The following is a 23,877-nucleotide window of genomic DNA, read 5'->3' on the forward strand; positions in this document are numbered from 1 at the left end:
GCTTATTGCTTATTGCTTATTGCTTATTGCTTATTGCTTATTGCTTATTGCTTATTGCTTATTGCTTATTGCTTATTGCTTATTGCTTATTGCTTATTGCTTATTGCTTATTGCTTATGCAAAGTTAAAATAAAAAAAACTAATGCAATAATGTTGCGTTAATATTTTTTTTTTACATTAAATTCAAATATATTAATATTCTTTCTTTACTCCTCCAATCTAAATATTGCTTTTATTGGATCAGGTGCAAAAGTTGGGGGGGAGCATAAACGTACATCAATGCAGCTTCTCTTTGACGCAAAGTTCTATTTTTATTATGCTTGATTTTAAGTGAGCCAAGAATGAATCGATTAGAAATCGATTTTGATGAAGCTAACTTTTTATATCGCTTATTCAGCGACAAAGCCGCCTTTCTTTGCTTTTCTTAAAAATAGAGCATCCGAATGATTATTCCTTTGCGTGAAATAAAAGGTTATTTCCATCCTATTTTCAAGTCAAATATAAAAATTACATATTTTATACATAGATTTTTGAATGTCATCCAAACAAGAAGTTTTAGATTTAACCCAATTTGCTTAGTCCCAAAGTTTATAACCTGATCCATTTTATTACATCAACTGCTTATACCAGAGGGAATGAAAAAATCCCGAAGAAGTCTCCGGGATTTAACAGCTAAATGTATAGTGTCAGTTTATTATTTTTGTTTTGATTTTAATTCTTCTTTATCCTTGTCTGATGGATTCCAAACTTTCACTTCTGAATCTTTTGTAATATTGGATCCAGGAAGAACCTGAACGTTAATTCCGTCACTTGCTCCAAGTTTTAAGTAGGTCTTTTTAAACTTTCCGTCTTTTTGCTTTACTTCTACAAAAGGAACATCTTTCCCTTGTTTCTTTTCATACTGAACTAAAGATTCGTCCAATAGCAAAGCGTTTTTCTGAGAGCTTAATACAATTTCTCCGTTAGCAGAGAAACCGGCTCTGATGTATTCATTATTAGGATTTGTTACATCTCCTTCTACCGGAAATTTAATAGTTCCTGCATTATCTTTTCCTTTGGGAGCAATCATGGTCAGCTTTCCTGGAAATGTTTTATTCTGTAATGCACCGATTACGATATTCATATCCATTCCTTCTTTTAGTTTTCCTGCCTGAGCTTCGTCAATTTCCCCTTTAAAGATCAGAGAGTTCAAATCTGCTACAGAACAGATAGTTGTTCCTGCATTAAAGTTATTGGCTTCAATTACCTGGCTTCCTACTTTTACAGGAACCTCAAGAACAGTTCCTGAAGTTTTGGAACGGATCTGCGTCGTAGCCAATCCTTGTCCCTGAAGTTCAGGGGTAGCACCCGTTTTGGCAATCTGCAGTCTTTTTTGAGCGGTATTAAGCTGTTGTTGAGCATTTTTAAGAGACTGCTGCTGAGAAAACAACTGCTGCTGGGAATTAAGATATTCCTGCTTGGAAGCGACTCCTTGTTTATACAGTTTCTCCTGCATATCAAATTGCTTCTGCATATTACTTACATTCAGCTGAGAGTTACCGATCTGAAGCTGTGCATTCTGAACTTCCTGCTGTGCTGCATTCACTTCAGAAATACTAGGAACAATTCTCACGGTAGCAATTAACTGCCCTGCTTCTACTTTATCTCCTTCTTTCACTAAAATTTTATCGATAATCCCGGCAATATTGGGCTTAATTTCAACTTCTTCTTTTGGAGTAATTTTTCCGGTAGCCATCACTTTATCATCCATATTCTGGACAGAAGGTTTACGGGTCAGAAAGGCCTCACTCTCTTTAGAGTTTGATTTTACAAGATAGCCAATCCCAGAGAACAATGCCACTGCAAATAAAAGCCCTAACACAATATAAATGGCTTTTTTCCAAGTGAATTTCTTTTTCATATGTATAGTTTATTTTTTACTTTAAAATTGAATGATTTAGAAATTAAAAGATGGATCCTGTATGCTTATGGTCGGATTACTGCAATTTCAAATCTTCAAATTATTTATTTTTCTAATTATTTTATTATTCTGATCGTAATGCTTCAATTGGTCTTATCTTTACCGCTCTCTGTGCCGGTATCATTCCGATAATCAATCCTAAAATTACCATGACTGCCATGGCTGCAAATACATTTCCGTAATTTACCGTTGGGTTATAGAAAGGAAAAGAATCCTGTCCTTGTGTAACCGCATTTAAAATCATCAGCACAAAGATCCCAAACATAAAACCTAGAAGCCCGGACGAGAGTGTAATCACAACACTTTCCAGCAAAATCTGATTCCTTACTTCAGCGGGCTTTGCTCCTAACGCTCTTCTGATCCCTATCTCTTTTGTTCTTTCTTTTACCGTGATCAGCAGGATATTTGAAATGGCAATTACCCCGGCAAGAATCGTCAATGTTCCCACGATAATTGTTAAAAGCTGCATTCCTGTAAGAAAGCCTGTTAGTTTTTTAAATTCCTTTCCTAAGTTGAAACTTCCAAAAGCATTGGTATCTTCAGGAGAAACTTTATTCTTGGATTTTAAAACCTGCTTTGCATGTTCCTCCACGTCATTTACGTTTGCATTGGGCTTACTGACAATAGCGAACATATCAATCTGTTCTCCGGCATTATACATTTTGGTATAAGTAGAAAGTGGAATAAAAGCCGTTTGATCATTTTCAAAACCTCCTCCTTTTTTCACTCTGAAAACACCTATTACATTAAAGAATATTCCTTTTATATTAATGGATTTTCCAATCGGGTTTTCTTTCTTCTTAGCCTCAAAAAAATTTTTATAGATTTCTTCTCCGATAACCACTACATTTTTATTTCCTGAAACGTCTGCATCATTGATATATCTTCCGAAAATAAGCTTCTTCTCTGAAATTTTATTCCCTACAGAATAATCTCCGGTAAGAGAGTACGTACTGCTTTTACCATTTCTCGACATCGACTCTCCGGGCGTTCCGGTAAAGCTCCCTCGGGAATTCTGAGGTGATATATAATCAATCTCTGTGAGTTTTCTTTTCAGCATATCCATATCGGATAAATTGAGATGTACCTCTCTTCCCTTAGGAAATCCCTCATAAGGAATAGACGTTTTCTGCGCCCACAGAAAAATAGAGTTGGTAGCAAACCCTGAAAATAATTTATCAAAACCATTCTCCATTCCTTTGGCTGCTCCAAGAAGACTTACATACAAAAACATCCCCCATCCTACTCCAATCATGGTAAGAAATGTCCGAAGCTTATTATTCCTCAATGAATAATAGATCTCCTGCCAAGTGTCTTTTTTAAATATGATATTCACTTCTTCTTAGTTATAAATTATTACTATTTGTAAAAGGGTAAAAGGTACAACCGTTCATCATTACCCTATTTCAAATTGCTGTTATTCTGTTCTTAATGCTTCTATCGGTTTAATCCTTGAAGCTCTGTATGCAGGAACAAATCCGGCAATCAATCCGGAAAAGACCAATGCTACAAATGCCATTACTATCGTTCCCCATCCTACACTCGGACTTTTGATAAAGAACTCTTCAAGGCTGTCTCCAAGCAGGTTTAACGTCAAAACACCTACTGCCACTCCTACAAAACCTGAAACCACTGTAATAACAACGCTTTCCTGTACAATCAACCCGACAATACCTCCAGGCTTGGCACCAATGGCTTTCCGCACGCCTATTTCTTTAGTTCTCTCTTTTACGATGTACACCATGATATTACTGATCCCGATAATTCCCGCCAGTAAGGTTCCCATCCCGATAAATCCTACAATAGCCGTAAGAACCGCCATAAATGTGAATGTATCATTCATATTCTTGGCATTATTCCAGATACGGACTCCGTTTTCATCATCAGGAGAGACATTTTTTCTCGATTTTAATTTATCTTTCAGTTCATCTCCATATTTAATAGCCTGCTCGGGAGTGAGCTTATCACTATAGGTAATAAAGGCTGTATTTACAGTATCAGAACCTTTTTTCATTTGTTGCAGGGTTGTTATTGGCACAGTGATGTGTCTTTCATCCCGGTCTCCTCCATCATCGGAAAAAACACCCACTACTTTAAACATGGTTCCATTAATATCCAGCTCTTTTCCTACTGAGCTTCCATTTTTAATTAAATCTCTTTGAACCATTCTTCCAATGACTGCTACATTCTGTTTTCTTTGAAGGTCAAAGGAATTAATATAGCGACCATCGATAATCTTTCTGTTTTCAATAATCTGTTCTCCGGGTTCTGCCCCATGTATCTGATAAAGTCCGCTTTCCTTCCCATATTTTACCATTAAATTGGCTGCATATCTGGCTGTGGAAGCACCTACTTTTTCCTTATCTGTATTGATTAGAAAATCATAGTCGTCATTATTCATGGTAACGTTCCTGTCCGACTGTAATCCCTTATAGGCTAAAGTGGTTTTTCCTGTATAAATCGTAATCAGGTTTTTGGCATCTCCTGCAAACCCTTCAGAGAAAGCGTTTTGAAGTCCTTTCCCGATTCCAAACAATACAATGAAAATAAATAACCCCAAGGCCACAGTAAATCCGGAAAGTACCGTCCGAAGTACGTTACTGCGGATAGAACTGAATATTTCCTGCCAACGATCTAGATCAAACATTTTTTATTAGTATTAAAAGATTGAAAATTTATGATTTTTAAACTTTCAAATTATCTCATTTTCAAATTCTCAAATTAACTTATCTACAGTACAAGCTGCTTAATAAATTCATCACTTTCAATAATACCATCCTTCAGTATTACGTTTCGTTTCGTTTGGGCAGCCACATCAGGTTCATGGGTCACCACAATGATTGTCTTTCCTTCATTGTTAATATCCTGAAGAAGCTTCATAATATCATGAGTAGTCTTTGAATCCAATGCTCCCGTAGGTTCATCCGCCAATACTACTTTGGGATTTGTAATAAGGGCTCTGGCAATAGCAACTCTCTGTTTCTGTCCTCCTGAAAGTTCATTGGGAAGGTGATTGGCCCACTGCGCCAACCCTACTTTCTCCAAATACTCCATTGCTTTCTGATTACGCTCTTTTCTGGGTACATTCTGATAATACAAAGGAAGAGCTACATTCTCCAAAGCAGTCTTATAACTGATCAAATTGAAGGACTGGAAAACAAAACCCAAGAATTTACTTCTGTATTCGGCCGCTTTTATTTCAGATAAATGCTCAATGGGTACTCCATCAAGATCATATATTCCTGAATCCTTTTCATCCAGAATACCAATAATATTAAGAAGTGTAGATTTTCCGGAACCGGAACTTCCCATAATAGATACAAACTCACCTTCTGAAATATTCAGATTGATCCCTTTAAGGACATGAAGCTTGCTTTTTCCTGTATCGTATGACTTATGTAAATCCTGAATTACTAACATTAAGTGATGTATGTTTTATATCCAATAAGTAGATGATAATTTCAAATTGTTACAAGAATAAAAATTTATTCAAATATTTTTTTGTTTAACAAAATACACCTTTATTAAAAGCACTTTACAACAAATTGTTTAATCGTAACTTTAGTTTTCCATCCATTTATCCTCAATATTGCTGCTTAGCCTATTATCCGTGCTGGTTTCATGTAAATGTGGAAAACTTTTACAGCTAAAAGTCAGTCAATTAGTATTTACCCCTTTCAAAATCAGTTCTTTTTTTCGAACTTTGTAGTTAGATTCTGATCAGAAACACAAACATAGTTTGTGAATAAGTTTAATTCACAAACAACACATAAACAAAAAGTTAAATGTTTTCTGAACGTTATCCACATACATCTGAATTATTTAATTATAAAGATATTTAATATGGGAATTTTTGATAAAAGAGTAAGTTATAAGCCATTTGAATACCCTGAGGTTCTTCAATTTGTAGAAGCTATCAACAAATCGTTCTGGGTACATTCGGAAGTGGATTTTACTGCAGATGTTCAGGATTTTCATTCGCAGTTGGAACCCAATGAAAAGCATGCTGTAAAAAATGCGCTTTTAGCCATTGCACAGATCGAGGTGTCTGTAAAGACATTCTGGGGAAACCTATACAACCACATGCCAAAACCGGAACTGAATGGTTTGGGAGCTACTTTTGCAGAATGCGAATTTCGCCATTCCGAAGCATATTCCCGTTTATTGGAGGTGTTAGGATATAATGAAGAATTTTCAACGGTAATAGAAATTCCTGCCGTGAAAAAGAGAATTGATTTCTTATCAAATGTTCTTAAGCATGCCAATTCTACAACACCAAAAGAATATGTTTCTTCTCTTTTATTATTCAGTATTTTAATTGAAAATGTATCCCTTTTTTCTCAGTTTGCCATCATCCTTTCTTTCACAAGGTTCAAAGGGTACATGAAAAATGTATCTAATATCATTGCCTGGACTTCAGTAGATGAGCAGATTCATGCCAATGCAGGAATTTATCTGATCAATAAGATCCGTGAGGAACAACCTAATCTATTGACTGATTCTGACATTGAAGACATCTACACCCTGGTAGACCAATCCATAGAACTGGAAGGTGAAATCCTGGACTGGATCTTTGAATTAGGAGAGCTGACAGTTTTCTCAAGAGAAGACCTTCTGAACTTTATGAAATATCGTGTTGATGACAGTTTAAAGAAAATCAATATGGAAACCCGTTATAATATTTCTCCAGAGCAATACCGCCCTATGAAATGGTTTGAAGAAGAGGTTTTTGCTAACTCTATGGATGATTTCTTTGCCAAGAGGCCTGTAGATTATACAAAACACGATAAGAGTATTACAGCAAACGATTTGTTTTAAATGATATAAAGCGCGAGCGAAGCGAGCGCCAAAGCAGATCCTATTAGAATAAATTATTTATTTCAATTACAGCCAATTAATTCAACAAGCACAAATATAAAAGATGATTAACGTAATAGTAAGTTACACGGTAAAATCTGAATTTGTTCCTACAAATAAAGCTAATATTCAAAAGTTTTTGAATGATTTTAAAAATCTGGATCAGTCAACCTTTGAATATAAGGTATTTGTAAAAGAAGACGGTGTTACTTTTTTACATTATTCAAACTACATCAATGAGGAAGTACAGCATGAAGTTTTGAATATACCTTCTTTTAAAGAGTTTCAGAAATTAAGAGATGAGAGCGGGCTGAATGGTTCCCACAAAGTAGAAATTTTACAATCAATAATATAAATACAACAAAATTCCGGAGTGATTACCACACTTCGGAATTCGAAAATATAACATCTATGGAAGAACAAAATTCAAATATATGGTGGCTCAATGAAGAGTCTGAGCAAATGCTGAACAGAGGATATCTGTTGAAAGGAGAAACAGTAGATGGAGCCATCGACAGAATCACCACTGCTGCTGCAAAAAAATTATATAAGCCGGAACTACAGCCTGCTTTTAAGGAAATGATCACCAAAGGATGGATCAGCTTCTCTTCCCCGGTATGGGCTAATATGGGAACACAGAGAGGTCTTCCTATCTCATGTTTCAATGTTCATATCCCGGATAGTATTGAAGGGATTACTCACAAAATGGGTGAGGTCATTATGCAGACAAAAATTGGAGGTGGAACTTCCGGATATTTTGGAGAACTTCGTAACAGAGGTACTGCAGTAACAGATAATGGAAAGTCTTCAGGAGCCGTTTCTTTCATGAAATTGTTTGATACCGCAATGGATGTTGTTTCTCAGGGAGGCGTAAGAAGAGGTGCTTTTGCAGCTTATCTGGACATCGACCATGGAGATATTGAAGAATTTTTATCCATTAAAGATATCGGAAGCCCTATTCAGAATTTATTTACCGGAGTTTGTGTACCTGACTACTGGATGCAGGATATGATTGACGGTGATATGGAAAAACGTAAAGTTTGGGCAAGAGTATTAGAAAGCCGCCAGCAGAAAGGTCTTCCTTATATTTTCTTTACAGATAACGTAAACAGAAACAAACCTCAGGTTTACAAAGATCAGGGAATGACCGTTAATGCAAGTAATCTTTGTTCGGAAATTATGCTTCCATCTACAAGAGAAGAATCATTCATCTGCTGTTTATCATCAATGAATCTGGAGCTGTATGATGAATGGAAAGATACTGATGCTGTAAAGCTGGCTGTCTATTTCCTTGATGCTGTTTTATCAGAATTCATCGAAAAAACTGAAGGAAATTATTACCTGCAGGGAGCAAGAAACTTCGCATTGCGTCATAGAGCACTTGGATTAGGGGTATTAGGATACCACTCTTATTTACAGAAAAACATGATTCCGTTTGAAAGTTTTGAGGCCACTCAATTCAATGCAAGAGCTTTCAAACATATCAAAGAACAGGCTGAGCAGGCTTCAAGAGAACTGGCCAATATTTATGGTGAACCGGAATTATTGAAAGGATACGGACTGAGAAATACCACTACAATGGCCATTGCTCCTACCACTTCAAGTTCGGCCATCTTAGGACAAACATCTCCGGGAATTGAGCCTTTTGCTTCTAACTATTATAAAGCAGGTCTGGCTAAAGGAAACTTTATGCGTAAGAACAAATATCTTGCTAAATTATTGGAAGAAAAAGGACTGGACAATGAAGAAACCTGGAGAACAATCATGCTGAACCATGGTTCTGTACAGCATTTATCTGAATTAACTGACGAAGAAAAAGCTGTATTCAAAACATTCAAGGAAATTTCTCCTATGGAAATTATTTCTCAGGCTGCACAGAGACAACAATATATCGACCAGGCACAATCATTGAATCTTCAGATTCCTTCCACAATGCCTGTAAAAGACGTTAACTATCTGTATATAGAAGCATGGAAGAAAGGAGTGAAAACACTTTACTACCAAAGAAGTTCTTCTGTTTCAAAAGAAATGATGGTTAATTTCGTAACGTGCTCTGCTTGTGAAGCATAAATCCAAATAATAAACACGTCATATCAACGAAAGCACGCCAAAGGGCGTGCTTTTATATTTTCTGGCATCACAGTATTTATAAGTGATTTTTATATTGCATAAGTCACGATGATTAATTTCAACAGAAAAAAAGCGTAGGGATTCTAAAAAAATATTGGATATTGCTATAAAAAAAACCATGAAAAATAATGTATACCTCAATGCTATAAAAAATTATGTTTTAATCCTTTTGTGTATATATTGTATTTCCTGCCAAGGCCAGGAATATGATAAGGATATTCTGAACTTAAAAAAGATTGACCTGGGATTAAATGCTGAGCGTTTTTATAAGAACTCCATGAAGAGAGAAAATATTAAGCTTTTAAGCGGAAAACAATATGTTGAAAAAGATACCATTACCGAATATGACAACACATGGAATGGGGACCGGAATAAAATTTTTGCGATACAATATCGCGTAGTGGGGTATTCTCCTGAAGATGTTGTTGCCCAATTTGACAACATCCATTTTTCAAGACTAGAATCACTTGTTGATGATAAAGGAAATCTCATGCTCATCAATGCCGTTACGCAGGCTTCCAAAGATGACATCCTTAAATTCATTGCTGCCCTGAAAAAAGAATATCAGGATCCCGAACTAACAGAAGACTCATCCGGATATACCCATAGTCAGGTTTTTACCTGGAGAGATAAAGACAGAATCATTAAATTATCAACCAATAGCCGTTTAGATTTTTCCAATCCTCACCATATCGTAAGTGAAGCTGACAAAAAAGAAATTGAAGAAATAGAAAAGAGCAGACTTTCAGAATCTACACTTTTTATCTGCAATTCAACTTATGAGAAAAAGCTTTTAGGGAATCTTCATTCCGGAAACTGGATGAATTTTAAATAGATCCGACAGGCATAGATATTTTTCTATACAAAAGAATAATATCATATTTATTTTTTAAATTTATTAAAATTGTTAATAAAATCACATCTAAAAAATCAAATTTAGCATATAAATAATAAAAACACATTAAAAAATACTAATAATCAATCTATTGAAAAAGGGCTATTTTAGCAGCCACATGAATGGATAGTCATAAAATCTAATACCATTAAAAACTCAATTATGAAAAAAATATTATTTACTTTATTAGTAAGCTGTTTTTCTGTGGCTTACACTCAGACACTCAACTTTTCTGATGTAAAATTCAAAGCCCTTCTTCTAAGTGCTAATTCTACCAATCAGATAGCAAAAGATTTCAATGGAAACGCTATCGCAGTAGACCAAAATGGAGATGGGGAAATTCAGCTTTCGGAAGCCCAGCGGGTAAAAATCCTGGATATAAAAGTAGATGCTGAGCAGATGTATATTGATCCTGCCGGAGACCGATATGATCCTAACAATATAAACTCTGCCTATTACAACAGCCATCTTCCTGACGGTATTTCAGATGCCTTACTTTTCTCCAATCTTGAAGAACTTTACTTTTGGAATACCAAAACCGCCGATATCAGCTTTATCAATAACACCAAAATAAAAAAAGTACAGGGAAGACCTTTCTACTATGACCTCTCCCAATCCGGACAATATACAGCTGCTCCCATTAATCTTTCATTCGACAGCTGCCCGGGCATCAACAATATTACAGATGTCATTGCCTACCAGGCTACAGGTAATCCGTGGTATTCTCCTGAAAACAGTTTAACCCTAAAAAACTGTCAACAGATCAACAGCAATGCGATTATTGATTCTGCCGAGCTTATGGAACTTCATATTCAGAACTCAAGTATTACCAGCTTAACTTTTAATTCGTGTAAGTTTTTATCAAAAATTTCGGTTCCTAATCTAAATACTCTAACAAAGATATCTGTATTGGGTGATAACGGAACATTTTCCTCCGGTAACAGTCAGGATATCGAACTGATTGCCAACAACTGTACTAATTTGCAGGAAATCATAGCAGACACCGATCATTATTCTTCAACCGGAGCCTATTTTTCTGCAGTAAACCTGAATGGCAGTACTTCGTTAAAAAAAATAAAAGGACTGAATGCTCCCACTATTAATTTTAGTACAGCAGGGCTTGTTAATCTGGAAGAATTAGATTGCTCTTTCTACAACAGATACGGATACAATACTACATCTGGTATTTATTTTGGGAATGTAAATGCATTGAACCTTGCAGGTCTTCCAAAACTTAAAATACTAAAGGCTTTTAATCAGAAAATATCCAATAATGTCAACTTCAGTGCTGCACAAGCTTTGGAAAATATTGACATCACCAACTCATGTGGCTATATGAATACCGTGAATGTTAGTAATCTTGCAAATCTTACCACTTTAAAAACCGGCAGAACCGAGACAGTAAATACTCAAGGTAACGATGATCTACAAAAAATTACTGCTAAAAATTGTACCTCATTAGCCAATTTCATTTTTAATGGCAACAGTCATTTAAAAGAATTGGATATACAGAACTGTACTGCTATACAAAAAATAGCGATCGGTTATTACGTAATAGAAAGAGATGGTGTTTTTCCTGAATTAAATTCAATTAATTTATTACAGTGTACTGGTATTAAAGAAATTACTATTCACAATACACAAATAAATACCTTCAATACATCACAATGCTCTGCTTTAAAAACATTAGAGCTTAAAGAAGACAACTTACTATCTTCTATTGATATTTCTAACAATTTTAACTTGGAATCCATTACTTTACAGTCATTAGCTTTAATTTCACAAGTGAATACTTTAAATAATATTAAGCTAAAAACTGCATTTATCAGCAATAGCCCTCAAATAACACAACTGAATTTTTCTACTGCAACAAATTTCGAAGGACTTTCACTTTGGAATATGCCAAACCTCACTTATGTTAATATAAGAAATGGATCTATAGAGGAATTTCATGATTACAATGGCTATAACATTAATCTCCAGATGTGTGTCGACGATGCCCAATTAAGCGATCTGCAGTCAATGTATCCTGATATTACGTTTACAGCAAACTGTGGAAGCTTTCTTCAAAACAGAAATGTAAAAACTAATATAAAATCTTTCAAAGTTTTCCCAAATCCTGTAAAAGATATCCTGCAGGTTAATTCTGACTCTGTTATAAAAAATATAAAAATAATTGATACTCAGTCAAGGATTATCTTCAACCAGGATTTTAATCAGAAACTTATAAAAATTGATCTTTCAAGCTATCCTAGCTCTGTTTATATCATGAAAATAACTACTGATAAAGGGCAAGTAACGGAGAAGATTATAAAAAGATAATCTTCTTCAAAACACATATTCTTTACCAAAAATCATAGAACGTTCTATGATTTTTTTGATTTATATTTGTGTATATTGTTTAATACCATAAAACGAGATATATGAAATTCGGACAAGTAGAAGACCCTTCAAAAATAGATTTTACCCTTCCCAAAGATCATTCTAAAACTAAAGAAATTTTAAATCTTAATAAAAAAGGGTTTGAAAACCTATCTATTGGATGCGCCAAATGGAATAAGACCGACCTTAAAGGGTTTTATCCTAAAGGAACAAAGGATGAGCTGACCTATTATGCCACTCAATTTAATTCTATTGAACTGAATGCTACATTTTACGGAATGCCTACTCCGGATCAGGTGAAAACATGGAAAGAAAAAACACCTGAAAATTTTAAGTTCTTTCCTAAAATCACCAATACAGTTTCCCACTTCCGAAGACTTATCGACGTGACGGATCCTGTAACTCATTTCGCTTCTGCCGTCATGAATTTTGATGAAAAATTAGGAATGGCTTTTCTTCAGCTTCATGATAATTTTAAACCTAAAGATTATGACAGGCTGGAAAAATTTGTAAAAGAATGGCCAAAAGAAGTTCCTCTGGCTATAGAGCTTAGAAATACGGAATGGTTTACTGACGAAGAGATCCTCAATACTACCTGTGAGCTCTTTGAAGCCCATAACATCACCAACATCATTGTAGACACTGCGGGAAGAAGAGATATGCTCCATATGCGCCTTACTACTCCCAATGCATTTATCCGTTATGTAGGAGCCAACGCAGAGAGTGATTATGAAAGATTGGACGATTGGTTACAGCATCTGACAAAATGGAAAAAAGAAGGCTTACAAAATCTTTATTTCTTTGTACATCAAAATATAGAAAAAGCTTCTCCCCTGCTGTCTGCTTACTTCATTAAAAAAATCAATGAAGAATGGAAAACTGATATTCATATTCCTCAGATGGCCACTGAAAATACGGGAACATTATTTTAATCCGAACAGATTACTGTCAAATAATAATATACTCATTCACAAAAGCTTATACAGAACAATTCCAATTTATCACTTAAAATTCAATTCCTGGTGATAAAAGTCTTTTCGTATCATAAATTTTTATACTTTAGTGAACTAATATATTTCACACAATAGTGTAAACTTAAAAAAACGAGATAATGGAAAAGGAAATCTGTAGAATCAACATCACTACCAACTGGTTGGGTGATGAATATATTTTTTATGAAAATGGTACCATAAAAAGAATATATGATAACCATAGCATGAGCTCAAATGTTACCGAATGGCTGGAGCCCGGACAAATAAGCAAGCTGAGCAAAGATAGATTAGTCAAAAGCTGCCCCGAAGAACTCAAAGAGCAGGTGATGCATATTCTGGATTATCCTTAATATAAAGTATAAAAAATGAGTAATAACCGGCTATTACTCATTTTTTTATTTAGTGTGATTTATTTTTTCTCAGGAGCAATACCAGGTTAAGGAATAAAAGCAGAAAATCTAATGAGATCCAGATTCCCAGTTTGGTATTTTCATAGTTGTAGGCATCCACCTGCTTTTTTGCAGCTTCGGAAAGCTTTACACTTTGATTGATATAATTTTGTACCTCTACAATCTGATCAATATTCTTATTGGGAACGGAATGCTGAGAAAAGTAAACCAAGTTCTTTTTTCCCAAATATCCTACAATCCAATATTCATCAGATTTATCCATTTTAAGATATTCTATCCTGTAGTATTCCGGGCGGATTTTTCCAATGTGCTTGGGTTCCAGCAGTATGTTTGACTGTTCCTTACTGACATTGATCAGGTAAAAATCCAGGGCCTGGGGAAGCTTATTAACAACCTGAAGTCCCACTGAATTGTCTACAAATGCCACAGCACTTTTTTTGATAAACCAATAGGCAAAAAAAGAAATTGAAAAAACAACGGTGAGAATACGGAACAGCTTTGCCCATTTTGCCACCTTTCCTGATTTTACTTTATAAAAAACCAAAGAAAGCACACAAGCCCAAAAGATAACAAAAATGATAAATTCCATACTGCAAAGATACTGATTTCATAATTTTCAGGAGAATCTTAATCTACATTCCATTCTTTATAGAACTGGTCAAGGAAGTTCAGCATATAACTATGCCTTTCTTCAGCCAGTTTTTTCCCGGTCTCCGTATTCATCAACTCTTTCAGAAGCAATAATTTTTCATAAAAATGATTAATGGTTGTACCATTTGATTTTTTATACTCTTCTTTGGACATATGTAAGCTAGGCTTAATCTCAGGATCATACATCAGATTATTTTTGAACCCGCCGAAGTTAAATGTTCTGGCAATCCCAATAGCTCCAATAGCATCGATACGGTCTGCATCCTGAACTATTTTAAGCTCTATGGAAGGATCTACAGGGGCATTACCCTTATTTTTAAATGATATATGCTCAATAACAAAAAGAACCTTTCCTATCGTCTCCTCAGAAACATTTTGCCCTGTAAGAAATTCTCTGGATATTTTAGGAGCTATCGTCTCATCTCCATTATGAAATTTGGGATCTGCAATATCATGAAGAAGTGCCGAAAGCTCTACCACTTCCTGATCACAGGTTTCTGTTTCTGCAATCTTTCTGGACAGCTTCCAAACTCTTTCAATATGGAACCAGTCGTGTCCGGCTTCTGCCCCGATTAATTTTTCTTTTACAAATTCTACGGTCTTGTCAATTGTACTTTTCATTTATCTATCAGTTCATTTAAAATAATATCCCAAAGTTTTTTATTATAATTTCTAAAAAAATTAACATGCCCTATTTCTTTTTTATCAGATTCGGAAGTTTTTACAAGTCTATAGGTGGGTGTAAGGTTAGGATAAGTATCATTTAATAAACTTAATACTCCTTTCTCGGTTAACCATATATCATCTTCCGCCCTGACTACGAATACTTTCTGTTTTAAATTTTTAGAATAGTCATCAATTTTTTCCAACAGCTTGTTGGTTGATTTCTTGTTTAAAATTAAGGTTCTCCAGTCATATGCACAATCTTTTGGCAGACTTTCTCCAAGCCCAAACCAATGTGCCGGAAAATACCCTAACACTGAGGTGGTTAAGGGCTGAACAATTCCAAAGCCAAGATAAGCTTCAATTTTTGTTCTTTTTTTAAGGTTTCCCACAAAAGCATTTTGAGTTCCCACAAAAATAAATTCTTCAAAAATCTCAGAATCTTTATTCATCCCCAGAATTAATGCCCCTACAGAATGTCCCAGACAGTATTTTCTGTATTCAGAGAATTTCACCTTGATATAACGGGTGAGCTCTTGGTAGTCCTTTGAGCCCCAAAGCCTCATAGAGCCATGAAAACCTCTCATATTCTCCGGTTTGGAAAGCCCTATCCCCCTGTAATCATAAGTGATAACCGTGAATCCCTGCTCGGAAAAATATTGGGCAAATGAAAAGTATACCTGTTGTTTAACCCCTGTTGCAGAATTAATAAGCAGTAATTTTCCATTGCTTTTTTCAGGTTTAAAAAGGTGTGCCGTTAAAGAAACATGATCCTCTGTGGTAAGTATTAGTTTTTCCATAGTATAAAAGAAAAAATCCACTATAAAAGTGGACATTTTCATTATATTTTTATGTTAAGTTTTTAAGTTTTGATATGCCTTAAATAATTTTAAGAAAAGAATTCCGACATCTTAGGTAATCCTGTCTGTGAACCTTTACCCCCTGAGACTCTTGCTGAAACCTCATTTCCAAATTTCACGCAGTCTTCAATAGTATTCCCGTGGCACAATGCTATCGCAAACCCTGAAGTAAATGCATCTCCCATTCCCATCTTATAAACAGTCTTATCTTTATCATTCCTGAAATATTTCATCTCCGTACCGTCGAAATAAATAGTAGAATTCGTATCATCTCTTACAAATACTTTATTGAAGTATTTTTTAAGGACTTCTTCCCTTTTCTCTTCGCCAAAAATAATATAAAGTTCATTGCTTTTTGCTACAATAAAGTCGACATTTTCAATAATCGCTTCATTTACAGGCATAGCAGGAGAAGCATAAAGCCCTACTTTTTTGCCATATTTTTTCGCTTTTTTTACTGTGTACTCTACAACTTCTATAGAAACTTCAAGCTGCACAAGAACAAGATCAGCACTGTGGAAATACCGGTCTGCTTCATCAATATGGGCTTTATTAAGATATTTATTGGCTGCCGGAACCACTACAATAGCAGCATTTCCGTTACAGGTTGTTACATAAGCTGTCCCTGTGGATTCTTTGTCTGTCTCATGAACAAAACCTACATTCACATTTTCACTCACAAGGTTTCTCATGATTTGCTGACCCAGTGGATCCATTCCTACACAACCTATAAAATAAACACTTGCTCCAAGCCTCGCTGTTCCTACTGCCTGGTTGGCTCCTTTCCCTCCAAAATAGCTGTCTGAATTAACGGCTAAAACGGTTTCATTAGGTAAAGGAAGCTTTTCGGTTTCTAAAACCAAATCTATTGATGAGCTGCCTACAACAATAATTCTGGGTTGTTCTGAGGAGAATTTCATTGTGCTTTATATTAGTTTTAACATTTATATCTGGTGAAAATCAGTGATCCAAAAGTAACTATTTTTATTAACTTATTTCAATAAATTCAGTAATTATCTTTACGGGCTGCTGATCTTTATCATAAGCAATATAACTGGCATAAAAACCTTCACCATATCCGGTTTCAAAGGCAAATATAGTTCCAGGATGTTCATCGGACGGCTTTAAGAAAGCATACTGGTCTATCGCGCCGTTCTCATCAAAGAAATAATCATGGAAAAATTCTTCATAGATTCCCATAAAGTCTCCACCTTTCTTCTGATATAGCTTTTGTTCCAAATCATTAAGACTTGCCTGGGTATCCACATCCATCAGACAACCCATTCCACTTTCTACAGGATATCCAAAAACCTCTCCTTCTGCAAGATCCTTGATATTCTGTCCTGCTGTAGTAGCCAGTTTCCAATCTGCAATAGCAGAATTACTGAATATGATTTCAGCATACGCTACACAATTACTCTCTCTTTCTTTGTGCAACATCACTGAGAAATTTCCTTTGGGAAATTCTGTGGTAAAAGGAAGCATATCATTTGTGATTAGGGGATCACAAGCTATCAGTTTTCCACTGGAAAGGTAAATTTTTCCAACTTCAAAACTTTCCAACAAAGGACTTTCTACAAAGTCTTTTGAGAATAGTTTCTGTATGTTTTCTATATGTTTCATGTTATTTATTACTTGTTTTCAATGTGTAGCTGAGTGAAACCGAAAATAATTCATTCAACTGATCCAATGGTCATTGGTAATGCTTCTTTTTCTTTCTACTCTAGCCTTCCATTTGCTTTTAAGGGCAACTGCCTGATTTCTATCATTAATACATAAAAGAAGACGAGATTAACTGGTCTTCTTTTATCGGTATAGCTTTCAGGGAATTTCCTTGATTACTTACAAACTTTTCAGTTTCTCTTCCAAAATGGCAATTTTATCCTGAGCGTCTTTTTGTTTTTTACGCTCAACTTCTACCACTTCCGGTTTGGCATTAGCTACAAACTTTTCATTGGAAAGTTTCTTTTCAACTGAAATTAAAAACCCTTTTAAATATTTTACTTCTTCTTCGGTTTTAGCTTTTTCTTCTCCCAGATCTAAGTTTTCACTTAAAGGAATAGACACTTCTGTCGCTCCTACCAGGAAGGTAAAACTTGGCTTATCTGTTTTCAACCCAAAATGGATCTCCGAAATATTAGCTAATTTTTTTACCACATTATCATTTACAAATTCAGAAGCATTTGTAAATATTTCAACTTCTTCTCTTGGAGAAATCCCTTTAGTCTGACGATAATTTCTAACTCCTGAAATCAGTTCTTTTGCAATTTCAAAGTTTCTGATTATTTCTTCATTAAAGATATCTGCATTTTTCTGCTGAGCAATAACAAGAGCTTCTTCCATACTTCTTTCCGAAATCAACTGCCAGATTTCTTCTGACTGGAAAGGCATGAACGGATGAAGCAACTTCATTAATTCTTCAAAGAAAACAATTGTTCTGTCATATACTTCTTTAGAAATCCCTTCTCCATAGTTAGGCTTAATAGCTTCAAGATACCATCCGCAAAAATCATCCCAAATTAATTTATAGATCAAATGCAGGGCATCAGAGATCCTGAATTTATCAAACTGATCATTAATTTCAACAATTGTTTTGTTTAATTTGTTTTCAAACCATTCAATAGCCTGGTGATCTGTAGCTATTGCTGGCTTATCTTCATGCTTCCATCCCTGAATCAAACGGAAGGCACTCCATATTTTTGTCATGAAATTTCTTCCCTGAAGCATTAAATCTTCGTCGAAAAGAAGGTCATTTCCTGCTGCTGAGCTCAATAGGATTCCTACACGAACACCATCAGCACCATATTTATCCATGAGTTCAAGTGGATCCGGAGAGTTTCCTAAAGATTTTGACATCTTTCTTCTCTGCTTATCTCTTACAATTCCTGTGAAATAAACATTTTTAAAAGGAACTTCTTTTCTGTACTCCAACCCAGCCATGATCATTCTTGCCACCCAGAAGAAAATAATATCCGGACCGGTAACCAGATCAGATGTCGGGTAATAATAATTAATATCTTTATTGTCAGGATCAATCAATCCATCGAATACAGATATCGGCCACAGCCATGATGAGAACCAGGTATCTAATGCATCATCATCCTGCTTAAGGCTTTCTGCGGTCAGCTCCTGATTTCCTGTTTTTTGTTTTGCCAGTTCTAAGGCTTCTTCTTTAGTTTCAGCGACTACAAAATCTTCATCTCCTGTACCATAATAATAAGCAGGGATCTGCTGTCCCCACCAAAGCTGACGGGAGATGTTCCAGTCACGGATGTTTTCCATCCAGTGTTTATAGGTGTTTTTAAACTTTTCAGGATAAAATTTCACCTCATCATCCATTACTACATCCAAAGCAGGTTTAGCGATGTCAGACATTTTAAGGAACCACTGTACTGAAATTTTAGGCTCAATAACAGCCCCTGTTCTTTCTGATGTTCCTACTTTATTCACATAATCTTCTGCTTTTAACAAAAGATCCTTTTCTTCTAATTCCTTGGCGATCTGCTTTCTTACTTCAAATCTGTTTTTCCCCGCATAATGAAGACCGTGCTCATTAAGATTTCCGTCATCATCCAGAGCATCAATCATTTTCAGCTGATGTTTCTGACCGATCTCATAGTCATTGGTATCGTGTGCAGGCGTAATTTTTAATGCTCCCGTACCGAATTCAATATCTACATATTCATCTTCAATAATCGGAACGACGCGATTTACAATCGGAACAATTACATTTTTACCTTTCAGATGAGCGTATCTCTCATCATTAGGGTTAATACATACAGCAGTATCTCCGAAAATAGTTTCAGGACGGGTGGTAGCTACTGAAAGAAATTCTTCAGAGCCTTCGATTTTATATTTAAGGAAATAAAGCTTCCCGTTCTGTTCTTTAAATATGACCTCTTCATCTGAAATATTGGTTTTTGCTTCCGGATCCCAGTTTACCATTCTGTAGCCTCTGTAGATTAATCCTTTATTATAAAGATCTACAAAGCTTTTAATCACCTGTTGTGAAAGTTTGTCTTCCAGGGTAAAACGGGTTCTGTCCCAATCGCATGAACATCCTAATTTTTTTAGCTGCTCAAGGATGGTTCCTCCATATTTATTCGTCCATTCCCAGGCATGCTCCAGGAATTGTTCACGGGTAATATCTGACTTACTGATTCCTTCAGACTTCAGTTTAGCAACAACTTTAGCTTCGGTAGCAATGGAAGCGTGGTCTGTTCCCGGAATCCAACAAGCATTAAATCCACGCATTCTTGCACGACGGACCAGAACATCTTGAATGGTATTGTTCAGCATATGTCCCATGTGTAATATCCCCGTAACGTTTGGCGGAGGTATTACCACAGTATATGGAGGTTTCTCATTAGGTTCTGAGTGGAAATACTTATTTTCCAACCAGTAATTGTACCATTTTTGTTCTGTTTCCTGTGGATTGTACTTTTCTGAAATCTGCATAAATTCTATTTCTTTGGCTTGCAATTTGCAAAAATAGTCTAAAGAAAAAAATTTTTAAGCATGAATTAAAATAATTTTTAACTTTGTTTCACAAAATTTATCTAACAAACATATTAACATTCAAGAATATGAAGAAATTAATTGCAGGAATTGCTTTATTCGGAACATTTGCTCTGGCATCTGCACAAACTATTACATTTGATAAAACTACTTTCGACTACGGTACTATTAAGCCTAATGCTGATGGGACAAGGTTTTTTACAGTAACAAACACTGGGGATAAGCCTTTGATCATTTCAAATGTAAAACCTTCTTGCGGGTGTACAACTCCGGAATTCAGCCAGGATCCTATCATGCCAGGAAAATCTGCTAAGATCAAAGTTGGATACAACACAGCTCTTAACGGAGGATTCAACAAAATGATTGAAGTTTTCTCTAATGACCCTGCCAACAGCAGAAGTGTAATTTACATTAAAGGTAATGTAGATGCTAACGCCCCTGAAGCAAAAGTATTAACTCCTGCTGAGCAGAAAGAAGCTGCAAAAGCTGAGAAAAAAGCTGCAAAACTAGCTAAGAAAGCTGCAGTGAAGTAAATTCTACTTAAAAAATAAAAGAACCGTCTCCCTGGAGGCGGTTTTTTTATTACATTTATATTTAATGGCTGATGGCTGATGGCTGATGGCTGATGGCTGATGGCTGATGGCTAGCAAAGATCTTTTAATCTTTTAATCTTTTAATCTTTTAATCTTTTAATCTTTTAATCTTTTAATCTTTTAATCTTTTAATCTTTTAATCTTTTAATCTTTTAATCTTTTAATCTTTTAATCTTTATAATATATGGACACCAATTTCTCAGATGACTTTCAGGTAAAGGGCACATTCTCAATAAAAAAAACACCAACATCTTATAAGGGAAAACTTACCAAAGAAGAAGGGGCGCAATTGTTAATTAAAGAAAAAGAAAAGCTTCGCGAACTGCAGGAAAAGCTATATGCAGATGGCAGCCAGTCTCTGCTTGTTGTATTGCAGGCAATGGATGCTGCCGGGAAAGACAGTATGATAGAACATGTTTTTGGAGGCGTAAACCCGCAAGGCTGTAATGTAACCAGTTTTAAAACGCCAAGTTCCCGGGAATATTCCCATGATTTTTTATGGAGGCATTATCTGGCTCTACCTCAGAAAGGAATGATTGGAATTTTCAACCGTTCACATTATGAAAGTGTCCTGGTATGTAAAGTACATCCTGAATATAACCTAAGTGAGAAAACCTGGTCTTCGGTAAAAGATTTTGATACTAAGTTCTGGGAAAACCGATATGAAAGCATCAGAAATTTCGAAAAGCATCTTTCGCAAAACGGAACAACCATTATTAAGATCTTTCTGAATGTGTCTAAAGATGAGCAGAAGAAAAGGTTACTGGACAGAATTAATGAACAGGAAAAAAACTGGAAATTTTCTGCCGGAGACCTTCCGGAAAGAGTGCTATTTGATCAGTATATGGAAGCTTACGAGACAGCCATCAATGAAACTTCTAAGGATCACGCTCCATGGTATGTACTTCCTGCCGACAATAAATGGTTTGCCAGAGTGGCCGCTATACAGATCATCATTGATACTCTTGAAAAGATGAATTTGAAATATCCGGAACTTTCTGAAAAAAACAAGCAGAGTCTTATAGATTCTAAAAACATTCTTGAGAACGAATAATTATTTAATAAAATCAATTATTTTATTAAATAATTTTAATATAAATACATAATAATGTGAATAATTTTCTATTTATATTATTTTTTTATATTCATTATTATAATTTTGCACCTATATCATTAAAACTTAACTATGAAAAAACAGTTCTTGCCATCAGCCTTCCTAAAATAAGTCGGTTTTCTGTCAACTTATTTTAGGAAGGGACAAAACTAAAAAAATAAGCGGAGAAAAATCTCCGCTTATTTTTTTATACTATAAGTATCTTCAATATAAGAAAAATACGAGAAAATCTATAAGCCGGATTTTGTGCTTCCGAAGAAGTGCCTGTTATTTATCTACGTCTTACATTACTGCAAGACTTGAGCTGATTACCCCTCGGCTTTCAGGACGAGCCGCCCCTATTTCCATTACTGAAAAGAACCGATATACTTACCATTGCACCGCAAAGAGTTTACCTGGTTTCACTACAGCCGAACTGTACCTGCTTTCTGTTGCACTTGTCCTACCCTCACGGGTGACGGATGTTATCCGCTTTGCTGCTCTATGGTGTCCGGACTTTCCTACCCTTGCCGAAACAAGAATCAACAAGCCGATTTTCTCGCGGATGCAAAGATACATAAATTTAAGGAAGGCTGAAAAACTGAATAGATAAATAAGTTAATCGCCTTTTTTAAGTATTTGCTCAATATAATTCTTCATCTATTAACACATTATTATTATCTTCGTGGCATTATACATCTATGAATTCCAGGGAAAAAGAATTTGCGCAGCTTATTAAAGATAATCAGGGTCTGATTATTAAGGTATCTCGCTTATACACCAATTCTCTTGAAGATGAAGAAGATCTTTTCCAGGAAATCGTCTTACAGCTTTGGAGAAGTTATGATTCTTTTAAAGGAAATTCCAAAATTTCGACTTGGATGTATCGTGTAGCGCTTAATACAGCCATTACTCTTTTCAGAAAAAAAAGCAAAAGCCTTCCAACCAATGAACTGGACATCAACCACAGGGACTTTGTGGAAGATGATGATGAAAAGCAACAACAGATTTCGCTTTTGTATACTGTAATCAAGACTCTTCCTAATATAGAAAGAGCCATTGTCATGATGTATCTTGACGATCTGCCTTACAAGGATATTGCAGAAAACCTCGGGATTACCGAAGTCAATGCACGTGTGAAAATGAACAGATTAAAGAAAACCCTTAAAGAACAGATGGAAAAATATGCCTGAATTTGATTTAGATAGCTTTAAGAAAACATGGCAGGAACAGCCTGTGCAGCCAAAATATGACAACACTGAAATCCTTCAGATGTTGAATAGAAAATCACGCAATTATATAAAGTATATTTTCTGGATCAGTGTTGTAGAATTCCTGTTTTTCTCTGTCTTAGGTCTGTTTTATTTCTTTCAGGAAGAAGAATCAGACAGCTTCCGTAATGTATTGGAAAGACTGGGCGCACAGGGAGCACCTGAAGTAGAAGATAATTTTGGCCACGTTTATTTAGCTATAAAGATTTTAAGCCTGCTCATCACTGCATATTTTGTATTGAAATTCTATCAGAACTACCGTAAAATAAAGATTGAAGAAAATCTTAAAGGACTTATTACGAAAATTATTAAATTCAAGAAAACTGTGAATGCATTTATTCTTATCAGTATTGTTCTTCTGGTAGCTTTTACCTTTGTATTAATTGCTTTTATATTTTATACTTTAAACTCTCAGAATATACAGCCTACCAATTCTAATCTCACCATCATTATCGTTGGAATTGTAGTGAGTACACTTCTTGCCGTATCAATGATCTGGTTTTATTACAAATTGGTGTATGGAAGTATCATTAAAAAGCTAGACAAAAATCTGGACCAGCTGAAAAGAATAGATTCCGAGGAAAATTAATACGGCCAGCCCA

At 35.3% G+C, this 23,877-nt stretch carries 21 protein-coding genes and 1 other RNA gene; 11 read left to right on the plus strand and 11 right to left on the minus strand.

The annotated features are described in order from the left end of the window. Positions 1-694: 694 nt before the first annotated feature. The 4 genes from MP477_RS13020 to MP477_RS13035 all read right to left on the minus strand — a co-directional run bounded on the left by MP477_RS13020 (position 695) and on the right by MP477_RS13035 (position 5,380). Positions 695-1,900, minus strand: a complete 1,206-nt coding sequence (locus MP477_RS13020) for an efflux RND transporter periplasmic adaptor subunit (RefSeq protein WP_257190771.1) — start codon at positions 1,898-1,900, stop codon at positions 695-697. Positions 1,901-2,024: 124 nt separating this feature from the next. After that, complete coding sequence (locus MP477_RS13025) at positions 2,025-3,296, minus strand: ABC transporter permease (protein ID WP_230040448.1); 1,272 nt, start codon at positions 3,294-3,296, stop codon at positions 2,025-2,027. An 81-nt stretch (positions 3,297-3,377) separates the two neighbouring features. Further along, positions 3,378-4,607 (minus strand): ABC transporter permease, encoded by a 1,230-nt coding sequence (locus MP477_RS13030; RefSeq protein ID WP_230040450.1) that lies wholly within the window; start codon positions 4,605-4,607, stop codon positions 3,378-3,380. 83 nt (positions 4,608-4,690) lie between these two features. After that, complete coding sequence (locus MP477_RS13035; protein WP_230040452.1) at positions 4,691-5,380, minus strand: ABC transporter ATP-binding protein; 690 nt, start codon at positions 5,378-5,380, stop codon at positions 4,691-4,693. Positions 5,381-5,803: 423 nt separating this feature from the next. On the opposite strand from MP477_RS13035, the gene MP477_RS13040 reads away from it, so the two are divergent. The 7 genes from MP477_RS13040 to MP477_RS13070 all read left to right on the plus strand — a co-directional run bounded on the left by MP477_RS13040 (position 5,804) and on the right by MP477_RS13070 (position 13,566). Then, a complete protein-coding gene (locus MP477_RS13040; protein ID WP_257190772.1) occupies positions 5,804-6,778 on the plus strand; it encodes a ribonucleotide-diphosphate reductase subunit beta in 975 nt (324 codons plus the stop codon). 103 nt (positions 6,779-6,881) lie between these two features. Further along, positions 6,882-7,172 carry a hypothetical protein gene (locus tag MP477_RS13045; RefSeq protein ID WP_230040456.1) on the plus strand — a complete coding sequence of 97 codons (291 nt, stop codon included), beginning with the start codon at positions 6,882-6,884 and terminating at the stop codon, positions 7,170-7,172. A 47-nt stretch (positions 7,173-7,219) separates the two neighbouring features. Next, a complete protein-coding gene (locus MP477_RS13050) occupies positions 7,220-8,887 on the plus strand; it encodes a ribonucleoside-diphosphate reductase subunit alpha (RefSeq protein WP_257190949.1) in 1,668 nt (555 codons plus the stop codon). 178 nt (positions 8,888-9,065) lie between these two features. Next, complete coding sequence (locus tag MP477_RS13055) at positions 9,066-9,782, plus strand: hypothetical protein (RefSeq protein WP_257190773.1); 717 nt, start codon at positions 9,066-9,068, stop codon at positions 9,780-9,782. Positions 9,783-10,004: 222 nt separating this feature from the next. Continuing rightward, complete coding sequence (locus MP477_RS13060; protein ID WP_257190774.1) at positions 10,005-12,164, plus strand: T9SS type A sorting domain-containing protein; 2,160 nt, start codon at positions 10,005-10,007, stop codon at positions 12,162-12,164. A 101-nt stretch (positions 12,165-12,265) separates the two neighbouring features. After that, positions 12,266-13,156, plus strand: coding sequence for a DUF72 domain-containing protein (locus tag MP477_RS13065; RefSeq protein ID WP_230040464.1), 891 nt, complete (start codon positions 12,266-12,268; stop codon positions 13,154-13,156). Between the two features lie 179 nt (positions 13,157-13,335). Further along, a complete protein-coding gene (locus MP477_RS13070; protein ID WP_230040466.1) occupies positions 13,336-13,566 on the plus strand; it encodes a hypothetical protein in 231 nt (76 codons plus the stop codon). Between the two features lie 49 nt (positions 13,567-13,615). Here MP477_RS13070 and MP477_RS13075 read toward each other — a convergent pair whose 3' ends face one another. From MP477_RS13075 to MP477_RS13100, 6 genes are all read right to left on the minus strand, one after another. Further along, entirely contained in the window at positions 13,616-14,215 is a 600-nt protein-coding gene (locus tag MP477_RS13075; protein WP_257190775.1) for a hypothetical protein, read from the minus strand. A gap of 38 nt (positions 14,216-14,253) precedes the next feature. Further along, positions 14,254-14,898 (minus strand): HD domain-containing protein, encoded by a 645-nt coding sequence (locus tag MP477_RS13080; protein ID WP_257190776.1) that lies wholly within the window; start codon positions 14,896-14,898, stop codon positions 14,254-14,256. Further along, a complete protein-coding gene (locus tag MP477_RS13085; protein ID WP_257190777.1) occupies positions 14,895-15,740 on the minus strand; it encodes a serine aminopeptidase domain-containing protein in 846 nt (281 codons plus the stop codon). The genes MP477_RS13080 and MP477_RS13085 overlap by 4 nt, the downstream gene beginning before the upstream one ends. 89 nt (positions 15,741-15,829) lie before the next feature. Then, positions 15,830-16,720, minus strand: coding sequence for a ribokinase (locus MP477_RS13090; RefSeq protein WP_047488274.1), 891 nt, complete (start codon positions 16,718-16,720; stop codon positions 15,830-15,832). A 67-nt stretch (positions 16,721-16,787) separates the two neighbouring features. Next, entirely contained in the window at positions 16,788-17,423 is a 636-nt protein-coding gene (locus MP477_RS13095) for a DUF4241 domain-containing protein (RefSeq protein ID WP_230040474.1), read from the minus strand. Between the two features lie 219 nt (positions 17,424-17,642). After that, the gene (locus tag MP477_RS13100; RefSeq protein WP_257190778.1) at positions 17,643-20,258 is read right to left on the minus strand and encodes a valine--tRNA ligase; all 2,616 of its coding nucleotides are present in this window, start codon (positions 20,256-20,258) and stop codon (positions 17,643-17,645) included. A gap of 128 nt (positions 20,259-20,386) precedes the next feature. On the opposite strand from MP477_RS13100, the gene MP477_RS13105 reads away from it, so the two are divergent. Beyond that, positions 20,387-20,851, plus strand: coding sequence for a DUF1573 domain-containing protein (locus MP477_RS13105; RefSeq protein WP_047488266.1), 465 nt, complete (start codon positions 20,387-20,389; stop codon positions 20,849-20,851). Between the two features lie 244 nt (positions 20,852-21,095). Then, on the plus strand, positions 21,096-21,965 hold the full coding sequence (locus MP477_RS13110; protein ID WP_230040486.1) for a polyphosphate kinase 2 family protein: 870 nt from the start codon (positions 21,096-21,098) through the stop codon (positions 21,963-21,965). A gap of 277 nt (positions 21,966-22,242) precedes the next feature. Here MP477_RS13110 and rnpB read toward each other — a convergent pair. Further along, positions 22,243-22,566, minus strand: an RNA gene (gene rnpB / locus MP477_RS13115) — RNase P RNA component class A. 139 nt (positions 22,567-22,705) lie between these two features. Between rnpB and MP477_RS13120 the strand changes: the two genes are divergently transcribed. Both MP477_RS13120 and MP477_RS13125 read left to right on the plus strand, forming a co-directional pair. Next, a complete protein-coding gene (locus MP477_RS13120) occupies positions 22,706-23,197 on the plus strand; it encodes an RNA polymerase sigma factor (RefSeq protein WP_115970156.1) in 492 nt (163 codons plus the stop codon). After that, positions 23,190-23,864, plus strand: coding sequence for a beta-carotene 15,15'-monooxygenase (locus MP477_RS13125; RefSeq protein ID WP_230040488.1), 675 nt, complete (start codon positions 23,190-23,192; stop codon positions 23,862-23,864). Before MP477_RS13120 ends, MP477_RS13125 begins: the two co-directional genes overlap by 8 nt. The last annotated feature ends 13 nt before the right edge of the window (positions 23,865-23,877 follow it).

Source organism: Chryseobacterium sp. WG23, from assembly GCF_024586575.1.
Lineage (GTDB): Bacteria > Bacteroidota > Bacteroidia > Flavobacteriales > Weeksellaceae > Chryseobacterium.